14 protein-coding genes and 2 pseudogenes are annotated in these 18,701 nt (G+C 59.6%); 7 read left to right on the plus strand and 9 right to left on the minus strand.

Features of this window, described 5'->3' with window-relative positions; all coding sequences use genetic code 11:
- Window positions 1-45 precede the first annotated feature (45 nt).
- From RS887_RS05825 to RS887_RS05845, 5 genes and pseudogenes are all read left to right on the plus strand, one after another.
- Window positions 46-1,473 (plus strand): di-heme oxidoredictase family protein, encoded by a 1,428-nt coding sequence (locus RS887_RS05825; protein WP_322614715.1) that lies wholly within the window; start codon window positions 46-48, stop codon window positions 1,471-1,473.
- Window positions 1,474-1,500: 27 nt separating this feature from the next.
- Window positions 1,501-2,565 (plus strand): imelysin family protein, encoded by a 1,065-nt coding sequence (locus tag RS887_RS05830; RefSeq protein WP_322614716.1) that lies wholly within the window; start codon window positions 1,501-1,503, stop codon window positions 2,563-2,565.
- A gap of 14 nt (window positions 2,566-2,579) precedes the next feature.
- Window positions 2,580-3,680, plus strand: coding sequence for a DUF1513 domain-containing protein (locus RS887_RS05835; protein WP_322614717.1), 1,101 nt, complete (start codon window positions 2,580-2,582; stop codon window positions 3,678-3,680).
- Between the two features lie 201 nt (window positions 3,681-3,881).
- Window positions 3,882-5,029 (plus strand): annotated as a pseudogene (locus RS887_RS05840) (efflux RND transporter periplasmic adaptor subunit).
- Between the two features lie 13 nt (window positions 5,030-5,042).
- A pseudogene (locus RS887_RS05845) lies at window positions 5,043-8,068 on the plus strand (multidrug efflux RND transporter permease subunit).
- A gap of 197 nt (window positions 8,069-8,265) precedes the next feature.
- On the opposite strand, the gene RS887_RS05850 reads toward RS887_RS05845, so the two are convergent.
- From RS887_RS05850 to colR, 5 genes are all read right to left on the minus strand, one after another.
- On the minus strand, window positions 8,266-8,493 hold the full coding sequence (locus tag RS887_RS05850) for a hypothetical protein (RefSeq protein WP_322614718.1): 228 nt from the start codon (window positions 8,491-8,493) through the stop codon (window positions 8,266-8,268).
- Between the two features lie 2 nt (window positions 8,494-8,495).
- Complete coding sequence (locus RS887_RS05855) at window positions 8,496-9,209, minus strand: lipopolysaccharide kinase InaA family protein (RefSeq protein ID WP_322614719.1); 714 nt, start codon at window positions 9,207-9,209, stop codon at window positions 8,496-8,498.
- 4 nt (window positions 9,210-9,213) lie between these two features.
- A complete protein-coding gene (locus RS887_RS05860) occupies window positions 9,214-9,882 on the minus strand; it encodes a class I SAM-dependent methyltransferase (RefSeq protein WP_111279803.1) in 669 nt (222 codons plus the stop codon).
- Window positions 9,883-10,036: 154 nt separating this feature from the next.
- On the minus strand, window positions 10,037-11,311 hold the full coding sequence (locus tag RS887_RS05865; RefSeq protein ID WP_322614720.1) for a HAMP domain-containing sensor histidine kinase: 1,275 nt from the start codon (window positions 11,309-11,311) through the stop codon (window positions 10,037-10,039).
- Window positions 11,301-11,984, minus strand: a complete 684-nt coding sequence (colR, locus tag RS887_RS05870; RefSeq protein ID WP_085718688.1) for a two-component system response regulator ColR — start codon at window positions 11,982-11,984, stop codon at window positions 11,301-11,303. Before colR ends, RS887_RS05865 begins: the two co-directional genes overlap by 11 nt.
- Before the next feature lie 201 nt (window positions 11,985-12,185).
- On the opposite strand from colR, the gene RS887_RS05875 reads away from it, so the two are divergent.
- The gene (locus RS887_RS05875; RefSeq protein ID WP_322614721.1) at window positions 12,186-14,135 is read left to right on the plus strand and encodes an LTA synthase family protein; all 1,950 of its coding nucleotides are present in this window, start codon (window positions 12,186-12,188) and stop codon (window positions 14,133-14,135) included.
- A gap of 54 nt (window positions 14,136-14,189) precedes the next feature.
- On the plus strand, window positions 14,190-14,933 hold the full coding sequence (locus RS887_RS05880) for a phosphatase PAP2 family protein (RefSeq protein WP_322614722.1): 744 nt from the start codon (window positions 14,190-14,192) through the stop codon (window positions 14,931-14,933).
- Window positions 14,934-15,138: 205 nt separating this feature from the next.
- Here the strand turns inward: RS887_RS05880 and groL are convergent, their stop codons facing one another.
- From groL to RS887_RS05900, 4 genes are all read right to left on the minus strand, one after another.
- Complete coding sequence (groL, locus tag RS887_RS05885; protein ID WP_322614723.1) at window positions 15,139-16,785, minus strand: chaperonin GroEL; 1,647 nt, start codon at window positions 16,783-16,785, stop codon at window positions 15,139-15,141.
- A gap of 49 nt (window positions 16,786-16,834) precedes the next feature.
- Complete coding sequence (locus tag RS887_RS05890; RefSeq protein WP_007985847.1) at window positions 16,835-17,128, minus strand: co-chaperone GroES; 294 nt, start codon at window positions 17,126-17,128, stop codon at window positions 16,835-16,837.
- Window positions 17,129-17,376: 248 nt separating this feature from the next.
- A complete protein-coding gene (locus tag RS887_RS05895) occupies window positions 17,377-17,853 on the minus strand; it encodes an FxsA family protein (RefSeq protein ID WP_322614724.1) in 477 nt (158 codons plus the stop codon).
- Window positions 17,854-17,919: 66 nt separating this feature from the next.
- Window positions 17,920-18,651: a HugZ family protein gene (locus RS887_RS05900; RefSeq protein ID WP_322614725.1), complete on the minus strand. Its 732-nt coding sequence runs from the start codon at window positions 18,649-18,651 to the stop codon at window positions 17,920-17,922.
- Between the last annotated feature and the right edge of the window lie 50 nt (window positions 18,652-18,701).

The raw sequence follows: 18,701 nt of genomic DNA on the forward strand, positions 1-18,701 counted from the left end.
TGTTAGACTTTGCGCCCTTGTTTTGCTCGTCTTGCAGGATGTCTGATGCCCCCGCTGCCTCTTCGCTTGTCCGCACTGTTTCTGGCATTGGGCCTGAGTGCCTGCGATGACGCCCCGAAATTCACCCAGGCTGAACCCGGTGAAGCCCGCTCCGGCGGCAGTGCGACGGTGCGCAAAAGCGATCAGAACGCGTTTTCGATGCCCTCGGCGAATCTGCCGCCATCACGGCGTGTGGATTTCAGCGTCGGCAACAGTTTCTTCCGCAGCCCCTGGGTGATCGCCCCATCGACGACGACCGCTCGCGATGGCCTCGGCCCACTGTTCAACACCAATGCCTGCCAGGGCTGCCACATCAAGGACGGCCGCGGCCATCCGCCGACCCCGGACGATGCGAACGCCGTGTCGATGCTGGTACGCCTGTCGATTCCCGACGCTCCGGCGTATGCCAAGGTCATCGAACAGCTCGGCGTGGTGCCGGAACCCGTCTACGGCGGTCAGTTCCAGGACATGGCCGTACCCGGTGTGGCCCCCGAAGGCAAAGTGCGGGTCGATTACACCGCCGTGCCGGTTCGCTTCAGGGACGGTACCGAAGTCGAGCTGCGCAAGCCAAGCCTGAACATCACCCGGCTGGGCTACGGCCCGATGCACCCCGACACCCGTTTCTCGGCACGTATAGCGCCGCCGATGATTGGCCTGGGCCTGCTTGAAGCAATCCCTGACGAGGCGATCCTGGCCAACGCCGAGGCACAGGCCAAGGCGAACAACGGCATCAGCGGACGACCGAACCAGGTGTGGGACGATGCCCGGCAAAAGACCGTTTTGGGAAGATTTGGCTGGAAAGCCGGACAACCGAACCTCAATCAACAAAATGTTCACGCGTTTTCGGGTGACATGGGCCTCACGACCAGCCTGAGACCCTTTGACGACTGCACGGACGCGCAAATTGCCTGCAAACAGGCCCCCAATGGCAACGGCCCGAATGGCGAGCCAGAAGTCAGCGATAACATCCTGAGCCTGGTGCTGTTCTATAGCCGTAACCTCGCCGTCCCGGCCCGTCGTGACGTCAACGCCCCTGAAGTGCTGGCCGGCAAAACCCTGTTTTATCAGGCCGGTTGCCAGTCCTGTCACACACCGAAATACACCACCGCCGCCAACGCCGCCGAACCTGAACTGGCCAATCAAGTGATTCGCCCGTACAGCGATCTGCTGCTGCATGACATGGGCGACGGCCTGGCTGATAACCGTACCGAATTCCAGGCCAGCGGCCGCGAATGGCGTACCCCACCGTTGTGGGGCATCGGCCTGACACAGGCGGTCAGCGGTCACACCCAGTTCCTGCACGACGGCCGCGCCCGCAACCTGCTCGAAGCCGTGCTCTGGCATGGCGGTGAGGCGACCGCGGCGCAGCAACAGGTTTTGTCTTTCAATGCCGAGCAGCGTACCGCGTTGCTGGCGTTCCTGAATTCCCTTTAACACGCATTCCATTCGCGGGAGCCCAACATGTTCCGTCCCAAATTATTGTTCACCAGCCTTGCCGCACTCGCCCTGGGTGCCTGCTCGCCCCAGGACCCGCAAGCGGTCACGTCGGCGGCCATCGCCAAGTCGGTGATCCTGCCGACCTACACCCGCTGGGTTGAAGCCGACCGTCAATTGGCGGTCAGTGCCCTCGCCTATTGCGAAGGCAAGGAAACCCTGGAAACCGCCCGTGCCGATTTCCTGCATGCGCAAAAAGCCTGGGCCGAACTGCAACCATTGCTGATCGGGCCGTTGGCCGAAGGCAACCGTTCGTGGCAAGTGCAGTTCTGGCCGGACAAGAAAAACCTGGTCGGCCGTCAGGTCGAGCAACTGGTCACCACCCAGCCGCAGATCGATGCCACTGCACTGGCCAAGTCCAGTGTTGTGGTACAGGGGCTCTCGGCCTACGAATACATTCTGTTCGACAGCAAGCCTGATGTAGCCAACGCTGAACAGAAGGCCAGGTACTGCCCGCTATTGGTCGCGATTGGCGAACGCCAGAAGCAATTGGCCGAAGAGATTCTGCAAACCTGGAACAACACCGACGGCATGCTCGCGCAAATGAGCAAGTTCCCGAACCAGCGCTACGCGGACTCCCACGAAGCGATCGCCGATCTGCTGCGCGTGCAGGTCACGGCCATCGACACCCTGAAGAAAAAACTCGGCACGCCGATGGGTCGCCAGAGCAAGGGCGTGCCACAACCCTTCCAGGCCGATGCATGGCGTAGCCAGAGCTCCCTGACCAGCCTCGAAGCCAGCCTCGCGGCCGCCAAAACCGTCTGGGAAGGTGTGGATAACAAAGGCCTGCGCAGCCTGTTGCCGAGCGAGCAGAAACCGTTGGCCGACAAGATCGATGCGGCCTATGCCGCCTCGCTGAAACTGTTCGCCAGCAACCAGCGCTCGCTGACCGAAATGCTCGGTGATGACGCCGGCCGCCAGCAACTCAACGACCTGTACGAAAGCCTCAATGTCGTCCATCGCCTGCACGAAGCTGATCTTGCCAAGGCGCTGGGCATCCAACTGGGCTTCAACGCCAACGACGGTGACTGATGAGGGCGAGGTCCATGCTGCGACGCCAGGTTCTGACATTAGGTAGTTTGTTGCTGGGTGCGGTGACGCTGGGCGGCTGGAAGCTGTTCAGGCAAAAGGACAAGAGTCCGTTGTTGCTTTCGGCACGGGACGATACCGATGGCCAGCATTACGCCGTGGGTTATCGACTGGACGGCACCCAGGTGTTCGCCACCCGGGTCGGCCAGCGTTGCCACGACATCGTCAACCACCCGACACAGCCGATTGCGCTGTTTGTCGCCCGCCGTCCGGGTACCGAGAGCTACCTGATAGACCTGCGCGACGGTGCGCTCCTGCAAACCGTGGTGTCACAGCCGAACCGGCACTTCTACGGACATGCGGTCATTCACCACAGTGGTGACTGGCTGTACGCCACCGAAAATGACACCACCGATCCGGGGCGCGGCCTGCTCGGCGTGTATAAGTTCGAAGGCGAAAGGCTGGTGCACAGCGGTGAAGTTTCCACCCACGGCCTCGGACCGCACCAGGTGTCGTGGATGCCCGACGGCGAAACCCTGGTGGTGGCCAACGGCGGGATTCGCACCGAGGCCGAAAGCCGGGTGGAGATGAACCTCAACGCCATGGAACCGAGCCTGGTCCTGATGCAGCGTGACGGCACCCTGCTGAGCAAGGAAACCCTCGCCCAGCAGATGAACAGCGTGCGCCATCTGGCCATCGCCAGTGACGGCACCATCGTCGCCAGCCAGCAGTTCATGGGGGCGGCCCACGAGCCGTCGGAGCTGTTGGCGATCAAGCGTCCCGGTCAGCCTTTCGTCGCGTTCCCGGTGCCCGAGCATCAGTTGCAGGCCATGGGGCACTACACCGCCAGCGTCGCGATACACAGCGACTTGCGCCTGGTGGCATTGACGGCACCACGGGGCAACCGTTTTTTCATCTGGGACCTGGACAGCGGTGAAGTACGCCTGGATGCACCACTGCCCGATTGCGCCGGGGTCGGCGCCGTGGCCGACGGTTTTGTCGTGACCTCGGGTCAGGGGCGCTGCCGCTACTACGATTGCCGCCAGACAAATCTTATTGCAAAGCCGCTGGAGCTGCCGGCAGGGCTCTGGGACAACCATCTGCATCTGATGGCCTGAATCATTGAAAAAATCGCCGCCTTGGGCCGCGCTTGTATCGGGATGACGGACACCCGGCAGGCGCGGCCCAAGGCGGAGAATCTTTTCAGGCTTTCCCCCCTCTAATACCTCACGAACTGTAAAAACGGCAGTGGGATTACCCTCTACACTCCCGGTAATGTGCCCCGCTGTCTCACCTGATTTCCTCCAAGGAACTGGAATATGCTGCGTCGCCGCATGCTGATCATGTTGGGTGTGGTTCTACTGATTGTGCTGGTCCTGGCCGCGTACAAGGCCTTCTCGATCTACACGATGGTTCAAGGCTTCTCTGCGCCCAGACCGGCCATCAGCGTTGCCGTGGCCACCGCCACCGAGCGCCCATGGCAAGCCCGCCTGCCTACCGTTGGCACGCTCAAGGCATTGCAAGGCGTGGACCTGAGCCTGGAGACCGATGGTACCGTCATCGATTTGCAGTTCGAGTCAGGGCAAAAGGTCAAGGCCGGTCAACCACTCCTGCGTCTCGACAGCGCCGTTGAAAGTGCCCTGCTGGAAACTGCGCTGGCCGACCTCGGGCTGGCACAGCTTGATTACGGTCGCGGTAGCCAACTGGTCGGCAGCCAGGCCATTTCCAAAGGCGAGTTCGACCGCCTCTCGGCGGTCCTGAAAAAGAGCAGGGCCACAGTCAATCAGCTCAGGGCCGCGCTCGAGAAAAAACGCATCATCGCGCCGTTCAGCGGCACCATCGGCATTCGTCAGGTGGACGTCGGCGACTATGTGGCCACCGGCACCATGATCGCCACCCTGCAAGACCTCAGCAGCCTGTATGTCGACTTTTTTGTGCCCGAGCAGTCGGTGCCGAAGATTGCCCTCGGCCAGCCAGTGCAGGTCGTTGTCGCGGCGTATCCGACCCTGGAGTACCCCGGCACCATCAGTGCAATCAACCCCAAAGTCGAGAACAGCACCCGTAACGTGCAGGTCCGCGCCACCCTGGCCAACCCCGATGGCAAGTTGATGCCAGGCATGTTCGCCAACCTCCAGGTGCTCCTGCCCGACCCGCAACCGCGCATCGTGGTACCGGAAAGCGCGATTACCTACACGCTCTACGGCAACTCGGTGTACGTGGCCGTACCAAAGAAGGCCGAAGATGGCAGCCCGCAAAGGATGACAAGGGCCAGCCGGTGCTGATCGCCGAACGGCGTTTTGTCGAAACCGGCGAACGCCGCGACGGGCAAGTGATGATCACCAAAGGCGTGCAGAGCGGCGAGAAAGTGGTGACCGCCGGCCAGCTCAAACTGGACAACGGCGCACACATCGCCATCAGCGACGACAAGACCCTGGCCGAGCAGAACAGCCCGCCACGCGCGAACTGATCAAGGAATCCCCATGGCTTTTACCGATCCGTTCATCCGCCGCCCGGTTCTCGCAACTGTGGTCAGCCTGCTGATTGTGCTGCTGGGCTTCCAGGCCTGGGGCAAACTGCCGCTGCGACAGTACCCGCAAATGGAAAACGCCCTGATCACGGTGACCACCGCCTACCCCGGGCCAACGCCGAGACCATCCAGGGCTATATCACTCAACCGATGCAGCAAAGCCTGGCGAGCGCCGAGGGCATCGACTACATGACCTCGGTGAGTCGCCAGAACTTTTCGGTCATCTCGATCTACGCACGTGTCGGCTCCAACAGCGACCGTCTGTTTACCGAACTGCTGGCCAAGGCCAACGAGGTCAAGAGCCAGCTGCCCCAGGACGCTGAAGACCCGGTGCTGAGCAAGCAATCTGCCGATGCGTCAGTGCTGATGTACATGAGCTTCTTCAGCAAGGAATTGAACAACCCGCAGATTACCGATTACCTGTCACGGGTGATCCAGCCGAAACTGGCGACCTTGCCCGGCATGGCCGAAGCCGAGATCCTCGGCAACCAGGTGTTTGCCATGCGCCTGTGGCTGGACCCGGCGAAGCTCGCGGGTTTCGGCTTGAGTGCCAGCGATGTGACCAACGCGGTGCGCCAGTACAACTTCCTCTCGGCTGCCGGCGAGGTGAAAGGCGAATACGTGGTCACCAGCATCAACGCCAATACCGAACTCAAGTCCGCCGAAGCCTTCGGGGCCATTCCGCTCAAGGTCGATGGCGACAGCCGTGTTCTGCTGCGGGATGTGGCGCGCGTGGAAATGGGCGCGGAAAACTACGACACCATCAGCTCGTTCGGTGGCACCCCTTCGGTGTACATCGGCATCAAGGCGACGCCCGGCGCCAACCCGCTGGAAGTGATCAAGGAAGTGCGCAAGATCATGCCGGACCTCGAGGCCCAGCTACCACCGAACCTCAAGGGTGAAATCGCCTATGACGCCACCCTGTTCATCCAGGCCTCGATCGACGAAGTGGTGAAAACCCTGTTCGAGGCGGTGCTGATCGTGATCGTGGTGGTGTTCCTGTTCCTCGGGGCCCTGCGTTCGGTGGTGATCCCGGTGGTGACCATCCCGCTGTCGATGATCGGCGTCATGTTCTTCATGCAGATGATGGGGTACTCGATCAACCTGCTCACCCTGCTGGCGATGGTATTGGCCATCGGCCTGGTGGTGGACGACGCCATCGTCGTGGTGGAAAACATTCACCGCCACATCGAGGAAGGCAAGACTCCGCTCGAAGCCGCCATTGAAGGTGCCCGGGAAATCGCCATGCCGGTGGTTTCGATGACCATCACCCTGGCGGCGGTGTACGCACCGATCGGTTTCCTGACCGGCCTGACCGGGGCGCTGTTCAAGGAGTTCGCCCTGACCCTGGCCGGCGCGGTGGTGATTTCCGGTATCGTTGCCCTGACCCTGTCGCCGATGATGTGTGCGTTTCTGCTGCGCCACGATGAGAACCCCAGTGGCCTGGCCCATCGCCTGGACCTGATTTTCGAAAGCCTCAAGCGCCGCTACCAGAGCATACTTCACGGCACCCTCAACACCCGGCCGGTGGTGCTGGTGTTCGCCGTGATCGTGTTGTGCCTGATTCCGGTCCTTCTCAAGTTCACCAAATCAGAACTGGCGCCGGATGAGGACCAAGGCATCATTTTCATGATCGCCAACGCCCCGCAACCGACCAACCTCAACTACCTGAACATCTACACCGACGAGTTCGTCTCGATCTTCAAGGCGTTTCCCGAGTATTACTCGTCGTTCCAGATCAATGGTTTCAACGGCGTGCAATCGGGCATCGGCGGTTTCCTGCTCAAGCCGTGGAACGAGCGCAGCCGCACGCAAATGTCGATCCTGCCCGAGGTGCAGGCCAAACTGGAAAAGATCCCGGGGTTGCAGATTTTCGGCTTCAACCTGCCATCTCTGCCGGGCACCGGCGAAGGTGTGCCGTTCCAGTTCGTCATCAACTCCGCCAATGATTACGAGTTGCTGCTGCAGGTGGCCGACCGGGTAAAAAAACGGGCGAAGGAATCCGGCAAGTTTGCGTTTGTCCACGTTGACCTGGCTTTCGACAAGCCGGAAGTGGTGGTGGATATCGACCGCGCCAAAGCCGCGCAGATGGGGGTTTCCATGCAGGATCTGGGGGGAACCCTGGCAACCCTGCTGGGTGAAGCCGAGATCAACCGTTTCACCGTTGAAGGTCGCAGCTACAAAGTCATTGCCCAGGTCGAACAGCCATTCCGCGACAATCCGGACTGGCTGAACAATTACTACGTGAAAAACGCCAAGGGCGAACTGTTGGCGCTGTCGACCCTGATCACCGTCACCGACCGTGCTCGACCGCGACAGTTGAACCAGTTCCAGCAACTCAACTCGGCCATCCTGTCCGGAGTGCCGCTGGTGAGCATGGGGGAAGCCGTAGACCTTGTGCATCAGATCGCCCGGGAAGAGGCACCTGCCGGTTTTGCCTTCGACTACGCCGGCGCATCGAGGCAGTACGTTCAGGAAGGCAGTGCCCTGTGGGTCACCTTTGCCCTGGCATTGGCGGTCATTTTCCTGGTACTGGCGGCCCAGTTCGAAAGCTTCCGCGACCCGCTGGTGATCCTGGTCACCGTGCCCCTCTCTATCTGTGGTGCATTGATTCCGCTGTTCCTGGGCTGGTCGAGCATGAACATCTACACCCAGGTCGGGCTGGTGACGTTGATCGGGCTGATCAGCAAGCACGGCATTCTGATCGTCGAGTTCGCCAACCAGCTACGCAAGGACAAGGGCCTGACGGCACGCGAAGCAGTGGAGGAAGCGGCAGCCATCCGCCTGCGTCCGGTCTTGATGACCACCGCAGCGATGGTATTCGGCATGGTGCCATTGATCATCGCCACCGGTGCTGGCGCGGTCAGCCGGTTCGACATCGGCACGGTCATCGCGACGGGCATGTCGATCGGCACACTGTTCACCCTGTTTGTGTTGCCCTGCATCTACACGTTGCTGGCCAAACCGGATAAACCCTGATGCGGAACAACCTGTAAGAGGAATCTGTGGGGCGAGCCTGCTCGCGAAGACGGCTTACCATTCAACAGGGATGTTGACTGATACATCGCTTTCGCGAGCAGGCTCGCTCCCACAGTGGCCCTATGCACTCCGGTAGATTTCCAAAGGCAAAAAAAGGCCTCGCATCAGCGAGGCCTTTCATTTTGGCTTCAATCGGTTCAATTCTGCGGCCTCAATCCCTGAGATAGTCCGAACATGAACAACAACAAATCATGATCGGGTCGAGTGGCCACGGATGCCTTCGCAACCCGCGGCAATGGACAATGTTCTTCTGCGTTTATCGAGCTGAGAACCTGGGGGCGCGGTTGCTCCCAGGCTGCCATCGCGATCGATGCAACTGCCAAGGCTCCTACCAGAAACAAACCTCGTGCAATTTCGAGTTTCATCGCTATAAACCCTTGATAGCGCTGCCAAACGCCGTTTCATAAAAGTAGACGAGTTTTTTCCAGTCTGCTTCGCTGAACGATGAGTGGCGACGCAATTGCTTCATGTCATGGGCCGCTGCGCGATGAGCGGTCAAACGCTGTCGGGATTTCTCCAGATCGATCAGGGCCACTTCAACCTTGGCCGTCTCGCCCTCTCCGGTCACGCGAACGAATACGTGCTTGTCGTAAAGGCAACCGTGCTGCCAGCGGCCCTTGTGCATGCGCGCCAGGTTTTCAGCCAGGTCCTTGAGCACGCGGTCGTGTATGGCTTCACCATGACGCTCGCGACCGCCACCGGCGTACCAGCGATCGATTTCCTCGAAGCCGTCCAGCGACCTGGTGACCAGCAAGGCACGCCATTTGTGCACTGGATCACGCTGCGCGCCGCAGAAAACGATATGCGGAACCCGTACGCCAAGCGCGGCGACACCGTTGAGCGCAGCACTCTCGCGCAGTACTGTCGGCCGCCCGAAAGGGTGCTGCCAGCTACGATGGATATGCCCGGTCTGACGCTTGGCGTAGAGCAGTTGTCCATCACTGCCCATCACTCGTTGAACGCCGCTTTCCCCGCCGCGACGGACGTTAGGTTCTTCTACCCATTCACCGCGCTGATTCCAAAAATAATCGAAGCGATCCTGGGGAGCGACTTCCGTTTCTGCTGCACACTGCACTGCCATCCTGTTACCTCTTGCGTAATACGTAAACTCGCCACATGGCATAGAGCGGCAAAAAGTCCAGTTGTTCCTGGATGCGGAAACCCGCCTGCTCAAATTCCCTCTCTACGGTAGCGGCCGGTAACACGAAGCGGTTTTGGTAACCCGCCTGCCCACGGGTTTTCTCCAAACGCTTGCGCTTCCAGGCCTTGAAGTTGCCATCGACCCACAGCGAAAGGATCACGCTGTCACGGGTAACGCGCTCGAATTCGCGCAAAACAGCCATGCGATGCTCGGCTTCACCGATGTGGTGGAGCAAGCGCATGCAAAAAATGCTGTCGACGGCGTTGTCCGGCAAGGCGATGTCGAATGCAGAAGTGTGCAAGGGCTGTACCCGTTTCACCACGTCGGCGGGTTGCGCCTGGGTTGCGACCTTCAGCATGGACTCCGAGTTATCGGCACCGATGATCACGCGGTTGGTTTTTTCCGCCAGCAAGGGCCAGAAACGCCCTGCACCGCACGGCAAGTCGAGGATCAGGCCGGGCTCGCCAACCAGGTCCAGCGCCTTGCGCGCCAATTGTTCGTCACGCCAATGGGACAGTCGACGGCCGAGACCTTCCTGGTGTTTGCGCAAATAGCGTTGCGCGTGTTGCTCGTCGTACTTTTCGGAAAAATCGAGTTTGATCGGGCCGTCCATCACCTGGTCTCCTGAACTACTGATAGCAGCTACCTTAGGTTTCGCGGTGTCGGTGACAGGTGATTCACTTGTGAAAATTTCATTACGGGAAACCTGGAAGTATTACAGGCTTTTACAGAATTGATAAAGTTTGCTGGACGCCTGACTCAACAGATCAGGTTCGGGACAACTCCACCTGAAAACGACAACCATTGGGCTCCATGGTTGTCAGGCTGACGCTCCAGCCCTGGTTTTCACAGATCCGCTGCACCAATGAAAGCCCCAGGCCCAACCCTTCCCCGCGCTTTTCGTTGCCCCGGACGAACGGTTCGAACATCGCCTCGCGTTTTTCCTCGGGAATACCCACGCCACTGTCTTCGACCAGAAAGCCGGTGCCCGTCAGGGTCAGGCGGATGAAGCCCTGTTCGGTGTAATGCAAGGCGTTGCGCAGCAAGTTACCCATCACCGCGTGCAAGAAGGTCGCATTGTAGCCCTTGGCCTCGGGGTTGCCCGGTTCGAAGATCAGCTTCAACCCTTTGCTTTCAATGGGCTCGCGCCACAGACCGAGCAGGCCCTCGGCCACCTGGCCCAGGGACTGCTGTGGCGACATGCTGGCGTCTTCACGCTGGGCACGGGCCAGCATCAGGAAGGTTTGCACCAGCTCACGCATTTCTTCACACGCCCGGGCAATGCGCTCGACCTGGGCGCGACCGCGCTGATCGATACCAGGGTTTTCCAGCAACAACTCGCAGGAACTGGCCAATATCATCAAGGGCGTACGCAGTTCGTGGCTGACGTCGCTGGTGAACAACCGCTCGCGGGTCAGGGCCTGACGCAAGCGCCCGAGGGTGGCGTCGAAGGCCACGGCCAGTTCGCCCACTTCGTCGGCGGCATAATCCGGAGCCAAAGGAGGCGCCAAACCGAGCAGTTGATCGCGATGACGTACCTGGCGGGCCAGCCGCACCACCGGCGCCATGACCTTGCGTGCCAGGATCCAGCCGAGAAACACCGCCAGCGCCAGGCTCAATACGAACCCCACCAGCGCCACGGCAAACAGCACCCGCTCACGCTCTTCGAAGTCGCTCTGGTCCTGCAACAGCACGTAACGTCGGCCGTCGACGATTTCGACCATGGCGTGGTACGACAGGTTTTCACGGAACACTTCGTGGAAACCCGGCTCCAGGTGCCGCAGATCCTTGGGCAAGCTGAAATCACCCGGTCCGCCGCTGAAGTAGAACAATTGGTCCGGTTCGGGACGATGGCTCCAGTCCGTGACATTGTCCATCAGCAACAGGCGCTGCAAATCGCCGCCCAGACCTGCCGAAATCAGTTTTTCTTCCACCAGGTGCACGGTCGCCACGATACCCATGGCAAAGGTACCCGCCACCAGTGCGCTCATCAGCGCAAAGGCAATGATGATGCGTTGAGCAAGGCTCTGCTTAAACTCCATCACGGCCCTCGGCCAAGCGATACCCCACCCCGTGCACGGTTTGCAGCAATGGCTTGGCGAACGGCTTGTCGATCACCTGGCGCAGTTGGTGGACATGGCTGCGCAGGCTGTCGCTGTCCGGGCAGTCATCCCCCCACAGCGCTTCTTCAAGAATTTCACGGCGCAACACATGCGGGCTTTTCTGCATCAACACGGCCAGCAACTTCAGGCCGACCGGGTTGAGTTTCAGCAACCGGCCTTCGCGGGTGACTTCCAGGGTGTCGAGGTCATAGCTCAGGTCGCCGACCTGTAAGGTCCGCCGCCCACCGCCCTGGGTCCGGCGCATGATCGCTTCGATACGGGCCGCCAGTTCAGACAGGGCAAACGGCTTGATCAGGTAATCATCAGCACCGGACTTGAAGCCTTGCAGACGGTCATCCAGTTGATCACGGGCCGTGAGCATGATCACCGGCGTTTCGCGGCGGGCATCTTCGCGCAGGCGCTTGCACAAGGTGTAGCCATCGATGCCGGGCAACATGATGTCGAGCACGATCAAATCGTAGTGCTCGGTGGCCGCCAGATGCAGGCCAGACAGACCATCCTGCGCGCAATCCACGGTATAGCCTTTGAGCCCCAGGTAATCGGCCAGGTTGGCCAGGATATCGCGGTTGTCTTCAACCAATAGAATTCGCATGGGTATCTCTCCGTCCACAGTAACGGCCGTCATGGCCCGCGCAGCTTAAGGCCAAGTGTGGCTCACGGCTAGGGGAAGGCCAGGGGTGAATCAATTCGATCAACCAAAAGGTATGATTAACAAGTTTTTCACTATCGATTCACGTGCTGACTACAGCGGTCAGCCGAGACTCACACGCGTTTGATAAAAGGAATACAACAAATGGACTATTTGAAGACGGCCCCCATGCGTTTTTTGCTGCTGGTGACCGGCTCCTGGCTGGTGATTTTTTTTCTGACTCGAACAGTCCTGCTCCTGACGCATCTGGATGAGGCCGGAAGCGGCTTCCTGTCGGTGTTCGGCATCGGCCTGCTTTACGACCTGGGCTTTATCGCTTACGCAGCACTGCCCATGGGCCTCTACCTGTTGCTGTGCCCCCCGGCCCTGTGGCGCACGCGTGGCCATCGCTGGTTCCTTCAGGGGCTGCTGACGGTCAGTCTGTTCGCGATGTTGTTCACCTCGGTGGCCGAATGGCTGTTCTGGGATGAGTTCGGCGTGCGCTTCAACTTCATTGCCGTCGACTATCTGGTGTATTCCGACGAAGTACTGAACAACCTGCTTGAGTCATATCCGATCGGCACGCTGCTGAGTATCCTCGCCGTGCTGGCCGTGGTCCTGAGTCTTGCATTGCGCAAACCCTTCAACGCCGCACTTGATGCGCCGTTGCCGCCGCTGCGTGGGCGCTTGCTGAATGCGCTCGGTTTGTTGATCGTCGCTGGCCTGAGCATGCAACTGCTCAGCCAGGACGCCCCGCGCGCCCAGGGCGGCAACGCCTACCAGAACGAACTGGCGAGCAATGGCCCGTATCAATTCTTCGCGGCATTCCGCAACAACGAACTGGACTACCCGCAGTTCTACAGCACACTGCCATCGGCCGTGGTTGCCCAACAGATTCGCGCCGAACTGGCAGAACCCAATGCCCGCTTCGTGGGTCAGGACCCGCAGGACATTCGCCGGCAGATCGATAACCCGGGTGCACCGCGCAAGCCCAATATCGTGCTGGTCACCATTGAAAGCTTCAGCGCCAAGTACATGGGCAGCAACGGCGACACCCGTAACCTGACGCCCAACCTTGATGCCTTGCGCAAGCAGAGCCTGTATTTCAATAATTTCTACGCCACCGGCACCCGCACCGACCGCGGCCTGGAAGCCATCACCCTGGCGATTCCGCCAACGCCCGGTCGCTCGATCGTCAAGCGCGTGGGTCGTGAAAGCGGCTTTGCCAGCCTTGGCCAGCAACTCAATGCCGTGGGCTACGACAGTGTGTTTGTCTACGGTGGCCGTGGTTACTTCGACAACATGAATGCGTTCTTCAGTGGCAATGGTTATCGCGTTGTAGACCAGAGCAGCGTCGAGGAGTCGGAGATTCACTTCAAGAATGCCTGGGGCATGGCCGATGAAGATCTCTACAGGCAGACACTGAAACTGGCCGATGCCGACTACGCCAGGCAGCAGCCTTTCCTGCTGCAACTGATGACGACGTCCAACCATCGCCCTTACACCTATCCGGACAACCGGATCGACATCAAGTCCGGGAACGGCCGTGACGGCGCGGTGAAATACACCGACTACGCCATCGGCCAGTTTCTCGAGCAGGCGCGTCAAAAACCCTGGTTTGACAATACAATCTTCGTCTTTGTCGCCGACCACACCGCAGGCAGTGCCGGTAAGGAAGACTTGCCCATCGCCAACTATCAGATTCCGCTGTTCATCTATGCGCCCAAGTTGATCGAAGCTCGGGAAACTGCACAATTGGCCAGCCAGATCGATCTGGCGCCAACGTTGCTGGGCTTGCTCAATCTGGATTATGAATCGACGTTCTTTGGCCGTAACCTGTTGCAGGACAACCCGCTGCCACCACGTGTGGTGGTCGGTAACTACCAGCACCTGGGGTTGTTCGACGGCAAGGACCTGGCGATTTTGAGCCCACGTCAGGGCTTGCGTCGTCACGATGAAGCGCTGACTGAAAGTCGCGAGTCCCGGTCGACCGCCGATGACCCGCTGATTACCCGCGCAATCACCTATTACCAAACGGCCAGTTATGGCTTCAAGCAACAGCTGCTTGGCTGGAAGGCGCCCAAGGAGGGTGCCGGTCAAGTCGGCGAACGTTAACCGAATCGCCCCGGGCTGATGCCCCGGGGCCTTTTCCTTTGTTCAGGATCCACCATGTCATCAACTGCTGTCCGTCCTGCCCCTCGCCCGCTCAATTTCCGGGTGTGCCTGGGGGTTCCCGCCGTTGCGGCGATCGTTCTGGTGTTGCTCGAACTGACCTCACTGGACATGGACCTTGCCAAGCTGTTCTACGACCCGGTCGCGGGTGACTTCATCGGACGGCACAGTTACTTCCTGGAAAACATCCTGCACACCCGCGCCAAGCAGGTCGTCATTGCATTTTCGGTGTTCGCCATCCTCGGCTACATCGCTTCGTTCTTCATGACCAGGCTCAAACCGCTCAAGCGCGAACTGGGTTGCCTGGTGCTGTCCCTGGGCCTGGCGACGTCCTTTGTCACGCCCATGAAAGCGGTGACCGCAGTGCAATGCCCTTGGAGCCTTGAGCAATTCGGCGGTCACGAGACCTACAGCGAACTGTTGAGCCCTCGCCCGCACACCGAAAAACCGGGACGTTGCTGGCCTGGCGGCCACGCGGCCACCGGTTTCACCCTGTTTGCCCTGTTTTTCGTATTGCGTGACCGTCGCCCGCGCATGGCTCGCGCAGCGTTTGTCTTCGCCTTCGCCCTCGGCTCGGTGTTCTCCATCGGGCGGATGATGCAAGGCGCGCACTTCTTCTCGCACAACGTGTGGACGGCGGTGTTCTGCTGGCTGATTTGTCTGGGGTCGTATTACTACGTTCTGTATCGACCGGCGTTGAAAGCTGGACGCGAGGCAAGTGCGGCACCTGTAGCCGTCTGAAACACAGATCAAATGTGGGAGCGAGCCTGCTCGCGAAGCAGTTCAACATTCAACGATGATGTTGACTGATACATTGCTTTCGTCGGAACGCCGCCCGGAGCAGGCTCGCTCCCACAATGAACCGATACGGGCTTCAGAGTCCGGGCAATAAAAAACCCCGCCTGCTTTCGCAGACGGGGTTTTTTCGTACAGGGGTAAGGCTGGCTTACATCATGCCGCCCATGCCGCCCATACCGCCCATGTCTGGCATACCGCCGCCAGCGCCGCCGTCTTTCTTCGGTGCATCAGCAACAGCAGCTTCGGTGGTCAGGATCAGACCGCCGATCGAGGCTGCAGCTTGCAGAGCCGAACGGGTAACCTTGGTTGGGTCCAGGATGCCCATTTCGATCATGTCGCCGTATTCGCCAGTCGCAGCGTTGAAGCCGAAGCTGCCTTTGCCGTTCTTGACCTTGTCGACCACAACGCTTGGCTCGTCGCCGGAGTTGGCAACGATCTGACGCAGCGGCGCTTCAACAGCGCGACGCAGAACGGCGATACCCACGTCCTGATCAGCGTTGTCGCCTTTCAGTTCGGTCAGTGCTTCCAGAGCACGGATCAGGGCCACACCACCGCCAGGTACCACGCCTTCTTCAACGGCTGCACGGGTAGCGTGCAGGGCGTCTTCAACGCGGGCTTTCTTCTCTTTCATTTCAACTTCGGAACCGGCGCCAACCTTGATCACTGCAACGCCGCCGGACAGTTTGGCCAGACGCTCTTGCAGTTTTTCACGGTCGTAGTCCGAGGATGTTTCGGCAACCTGAGCACGGATCTGAGTGATGCGTGCTTCGATGTCGCCGTGTACGCCAGCACCGTCAACGATGATGGTGTTTTCCTTGGACAGGGTCACACGCTTGGCGCTGCCCAGGTTATCCAGGGTTGCGCTTTCCAGGCTCAGGCCGATCTCTTCGGAGATAACAGTACCGCCGGTCAGAACAGCGATGTCCTGCAGCATGGCCTTGCGACGGTCGCCGAAGCCTGGAGCCTTGACGGCTGCGACTTTGACGATGCCACGCATGTTGTTCACAACCAGAGTCGCCAGGGCTTCGCCTTCAACGTCTTCGGCCACGATCAGCAGCGGACGGCCGGCTTTGGCAACGGCTTCCAGTACTGGCAGCATTTCGCGGATGTTCGAGATCTTTTTGTCGACCAGCAGGATCAGCGGGCCGTCCAGCTCGGCGACCATGGTCTCTGGCTTGTTGACGAAGTACGGGGACAGGTAGCCACGGTCGAACTGCATGCCTTCAACAACCGACAGTTCGTTTTCCAGGCCCGAGCCTTCTTCAACGGTGATCACGCCTTCTTTACCGACTTTTTCCATGGCTTCGGCAATGATGTCGCCGATGGAGTTGTCGGAGTTGGCGGAGATGGTACCTACCTGAGCGATTGCCTTGGTGTCAGCGCATGGCTTGGACAGGGCCTTGAGCTCTTTGACGATCGCGATGGTCGCCTTGTCGATACCGCGCTTGAGGTCCATCGGGTTCATGCCGGCAGCGACGGCTTTCAGGCCTTCGTTGACGATCGACTGAGCCAGAACGGTAGCGGTGGTGGTGCCGTCGCCTGCGTCATCGTTGGCACGGGAGGCAACGTCTTTGACCAGCTGCGCGCCCATGTTTTCGAAACGGTCTTCCAGTTCGATTTCTTTGGCGACGGAAACGCCGTCCTTGGTGATGGTCGGAGCGCCGAAGCTCTTCTCGATGATCACGTTACGGCCTTTCGGGCCCAGGGTCGCTTTTACTGCGTCAGCCAGGACGTTGACACCGGTGAGCATTTTCTTGCGGGCGGAATCGCCGAATTTAACTTCTTTAGCAGCCATGATCGATATTCCTTAAATACTTTGAAGTAGCGGGAAAATGAGCGGGTAATCAGCCTTCGATAACAGCGAGGATTTCGTTCTCGCTCATTACCAGCAGGTCTTCGCCGTCGACTTTCACAGTGTTGCTGCCGGAGTAAGGACCGAACACAACCTTGTCGCCCACTTTCACGGACAGTGCACGCACTTCACCGTTTTCCAGTACGCGGCCGGTGCCTACAGCGAGGATTTCGCCGCTGTTGGCTTTTTCAGCAGCCGAACCTGGCAGGACGATACCGCCAGCGGTTTTCTTTTCTTCTTCGCTGCGACGGATGACGACGCGGTCATGCAGAGGACGAAGCTTCATTGTCGATCTCTCCTAATTGTGGTTTTCATCGGCCGGTGTAGTCCCGGCGGGTTTAACAAAGTCCGACGGTGCCGGGTGCGGCTCGTCAAGCGAACCGCGGAAGTCTGTCTGGCGTGTTCGCCAGAAACCTTGCGGTGACCGTTACATAAGGGCGCATAAGCTTATTACAAGGGCGAGGATCGAAAATTTTTCAGGTCGATGCCCCGCAAACGAACACGGCACCCAAAGGTGCCGTGTGTGGAGTGCCATTACTTGGTATCGCGGTGCTCGAACTCGCCTTCGATCACGGTCGGTTCACGCCCCAGTGGCTCACGGGGGGCTGGACCGCCGCGTGCCTGCAGGTCGTCGGCGAACGCTCGCTGACGCATGGCCTGTTGTTCGGCACGCTGGCGCATTTTACCCGCCAGCAGGCGGCGACTGAACGGCAGCAGCATGAGCAGGCCGATCACATCACTGATGAAACCCGGAAGAATCAACAGGCCACCGGCCAATGCCAGCATCAGGCCTTCGAGCATGGTCTGGGCCGGCAACTCGCCGCGGCTCAGGCTTTCACGGGCACGCAGGGCCGTGGCCAGGCCGGCGATGCGCAGCACGAACACACCGAACATCGAGCCGAGAATGATCAGCAGCAGGGCCGGGAAAAACCCGATGGACCCTGCCACCTTGACGAATACGAACAGCTCCAACACCGGGAACAGCAGAAAGAGCAACAAAAAAGGGCGCATCAAATGGTTCCTCAACGCAAGAATGCCTTGCCAGTTCACCTTAGATGACGTCGCGGTTTCGTGAATTCAAGCGTCGGCCACTTCATTTTTCGGCCAATGTTCGGCGTGAGCCAGAGAAACCAAGGCCTCCCGGACTTGTGTCGGCGTATTACAAGGCGCTTGAAACGGCAACCAGTACAGGCTTTGACCGATGCGCAGGTGCATGCCTTCGGCATCGATACCGGCCATTTGCGCCGGTACGTTATTCGGCAGCCCGGCCAGCTCGACGTAATGGGCGATGGCCTTGGCGTGATCGGCGTTCATGTGCTCGACCATGCTCAGTTCAGCCTTGCCGGCGAAAGGGTTGGCCAGGGTCAGGTCATTGACCCAATGAATCGCGCCAAAGCCGCCGATGTAACGGTGGCGCACAGGCTTGAGCACCCAGAAGTCGAAATCGTGGGCCTTGTGATAACCCTGCGATTCCGGGAAGTAGCGGTAGTAACGTTCGGAAGCGGCTTCAATGGCGGCTTCGTCTTCGAGCTGCTGCGCTTCGGCCAGATAGGTCAGTCGACCAACGGCCTGGACATCCTCAGCGCCACGCTCGCCCACGAACAGCGAGCATTTCGGGTCTTTCTGTAAATTGTGGGTGTGTTGGGCGATGCGGCTGATCAGGATCAGCGGCCGGCCCAGCTCGTCCAGGCAGTACGGAACCACGGAGCCGAACGGGAAACCGGGCATCGATTTGGAATGCGTCGAGAGCACTCCACGGTATTCCTTGAGAAGCAATTCTCGTGCATGCTTAGCTGCTTCAACGCTCAATTTATGACTCCTTAATTAGAATCCGTCAGAAAAACGGACGAGCTGCTGGT

Source organism: Pseudomonas sp. BIC9C (genome assembly GCF_034541995.1).
Taxonomy (GTDB): domain Bacteria; phylum Pseudomonadota; class Gammaproteobacteria; order Pseudomonadales; family Pseudomonadaceae; genus Aquipseudomonas; species Aquipseudomonas fluorescens_CC.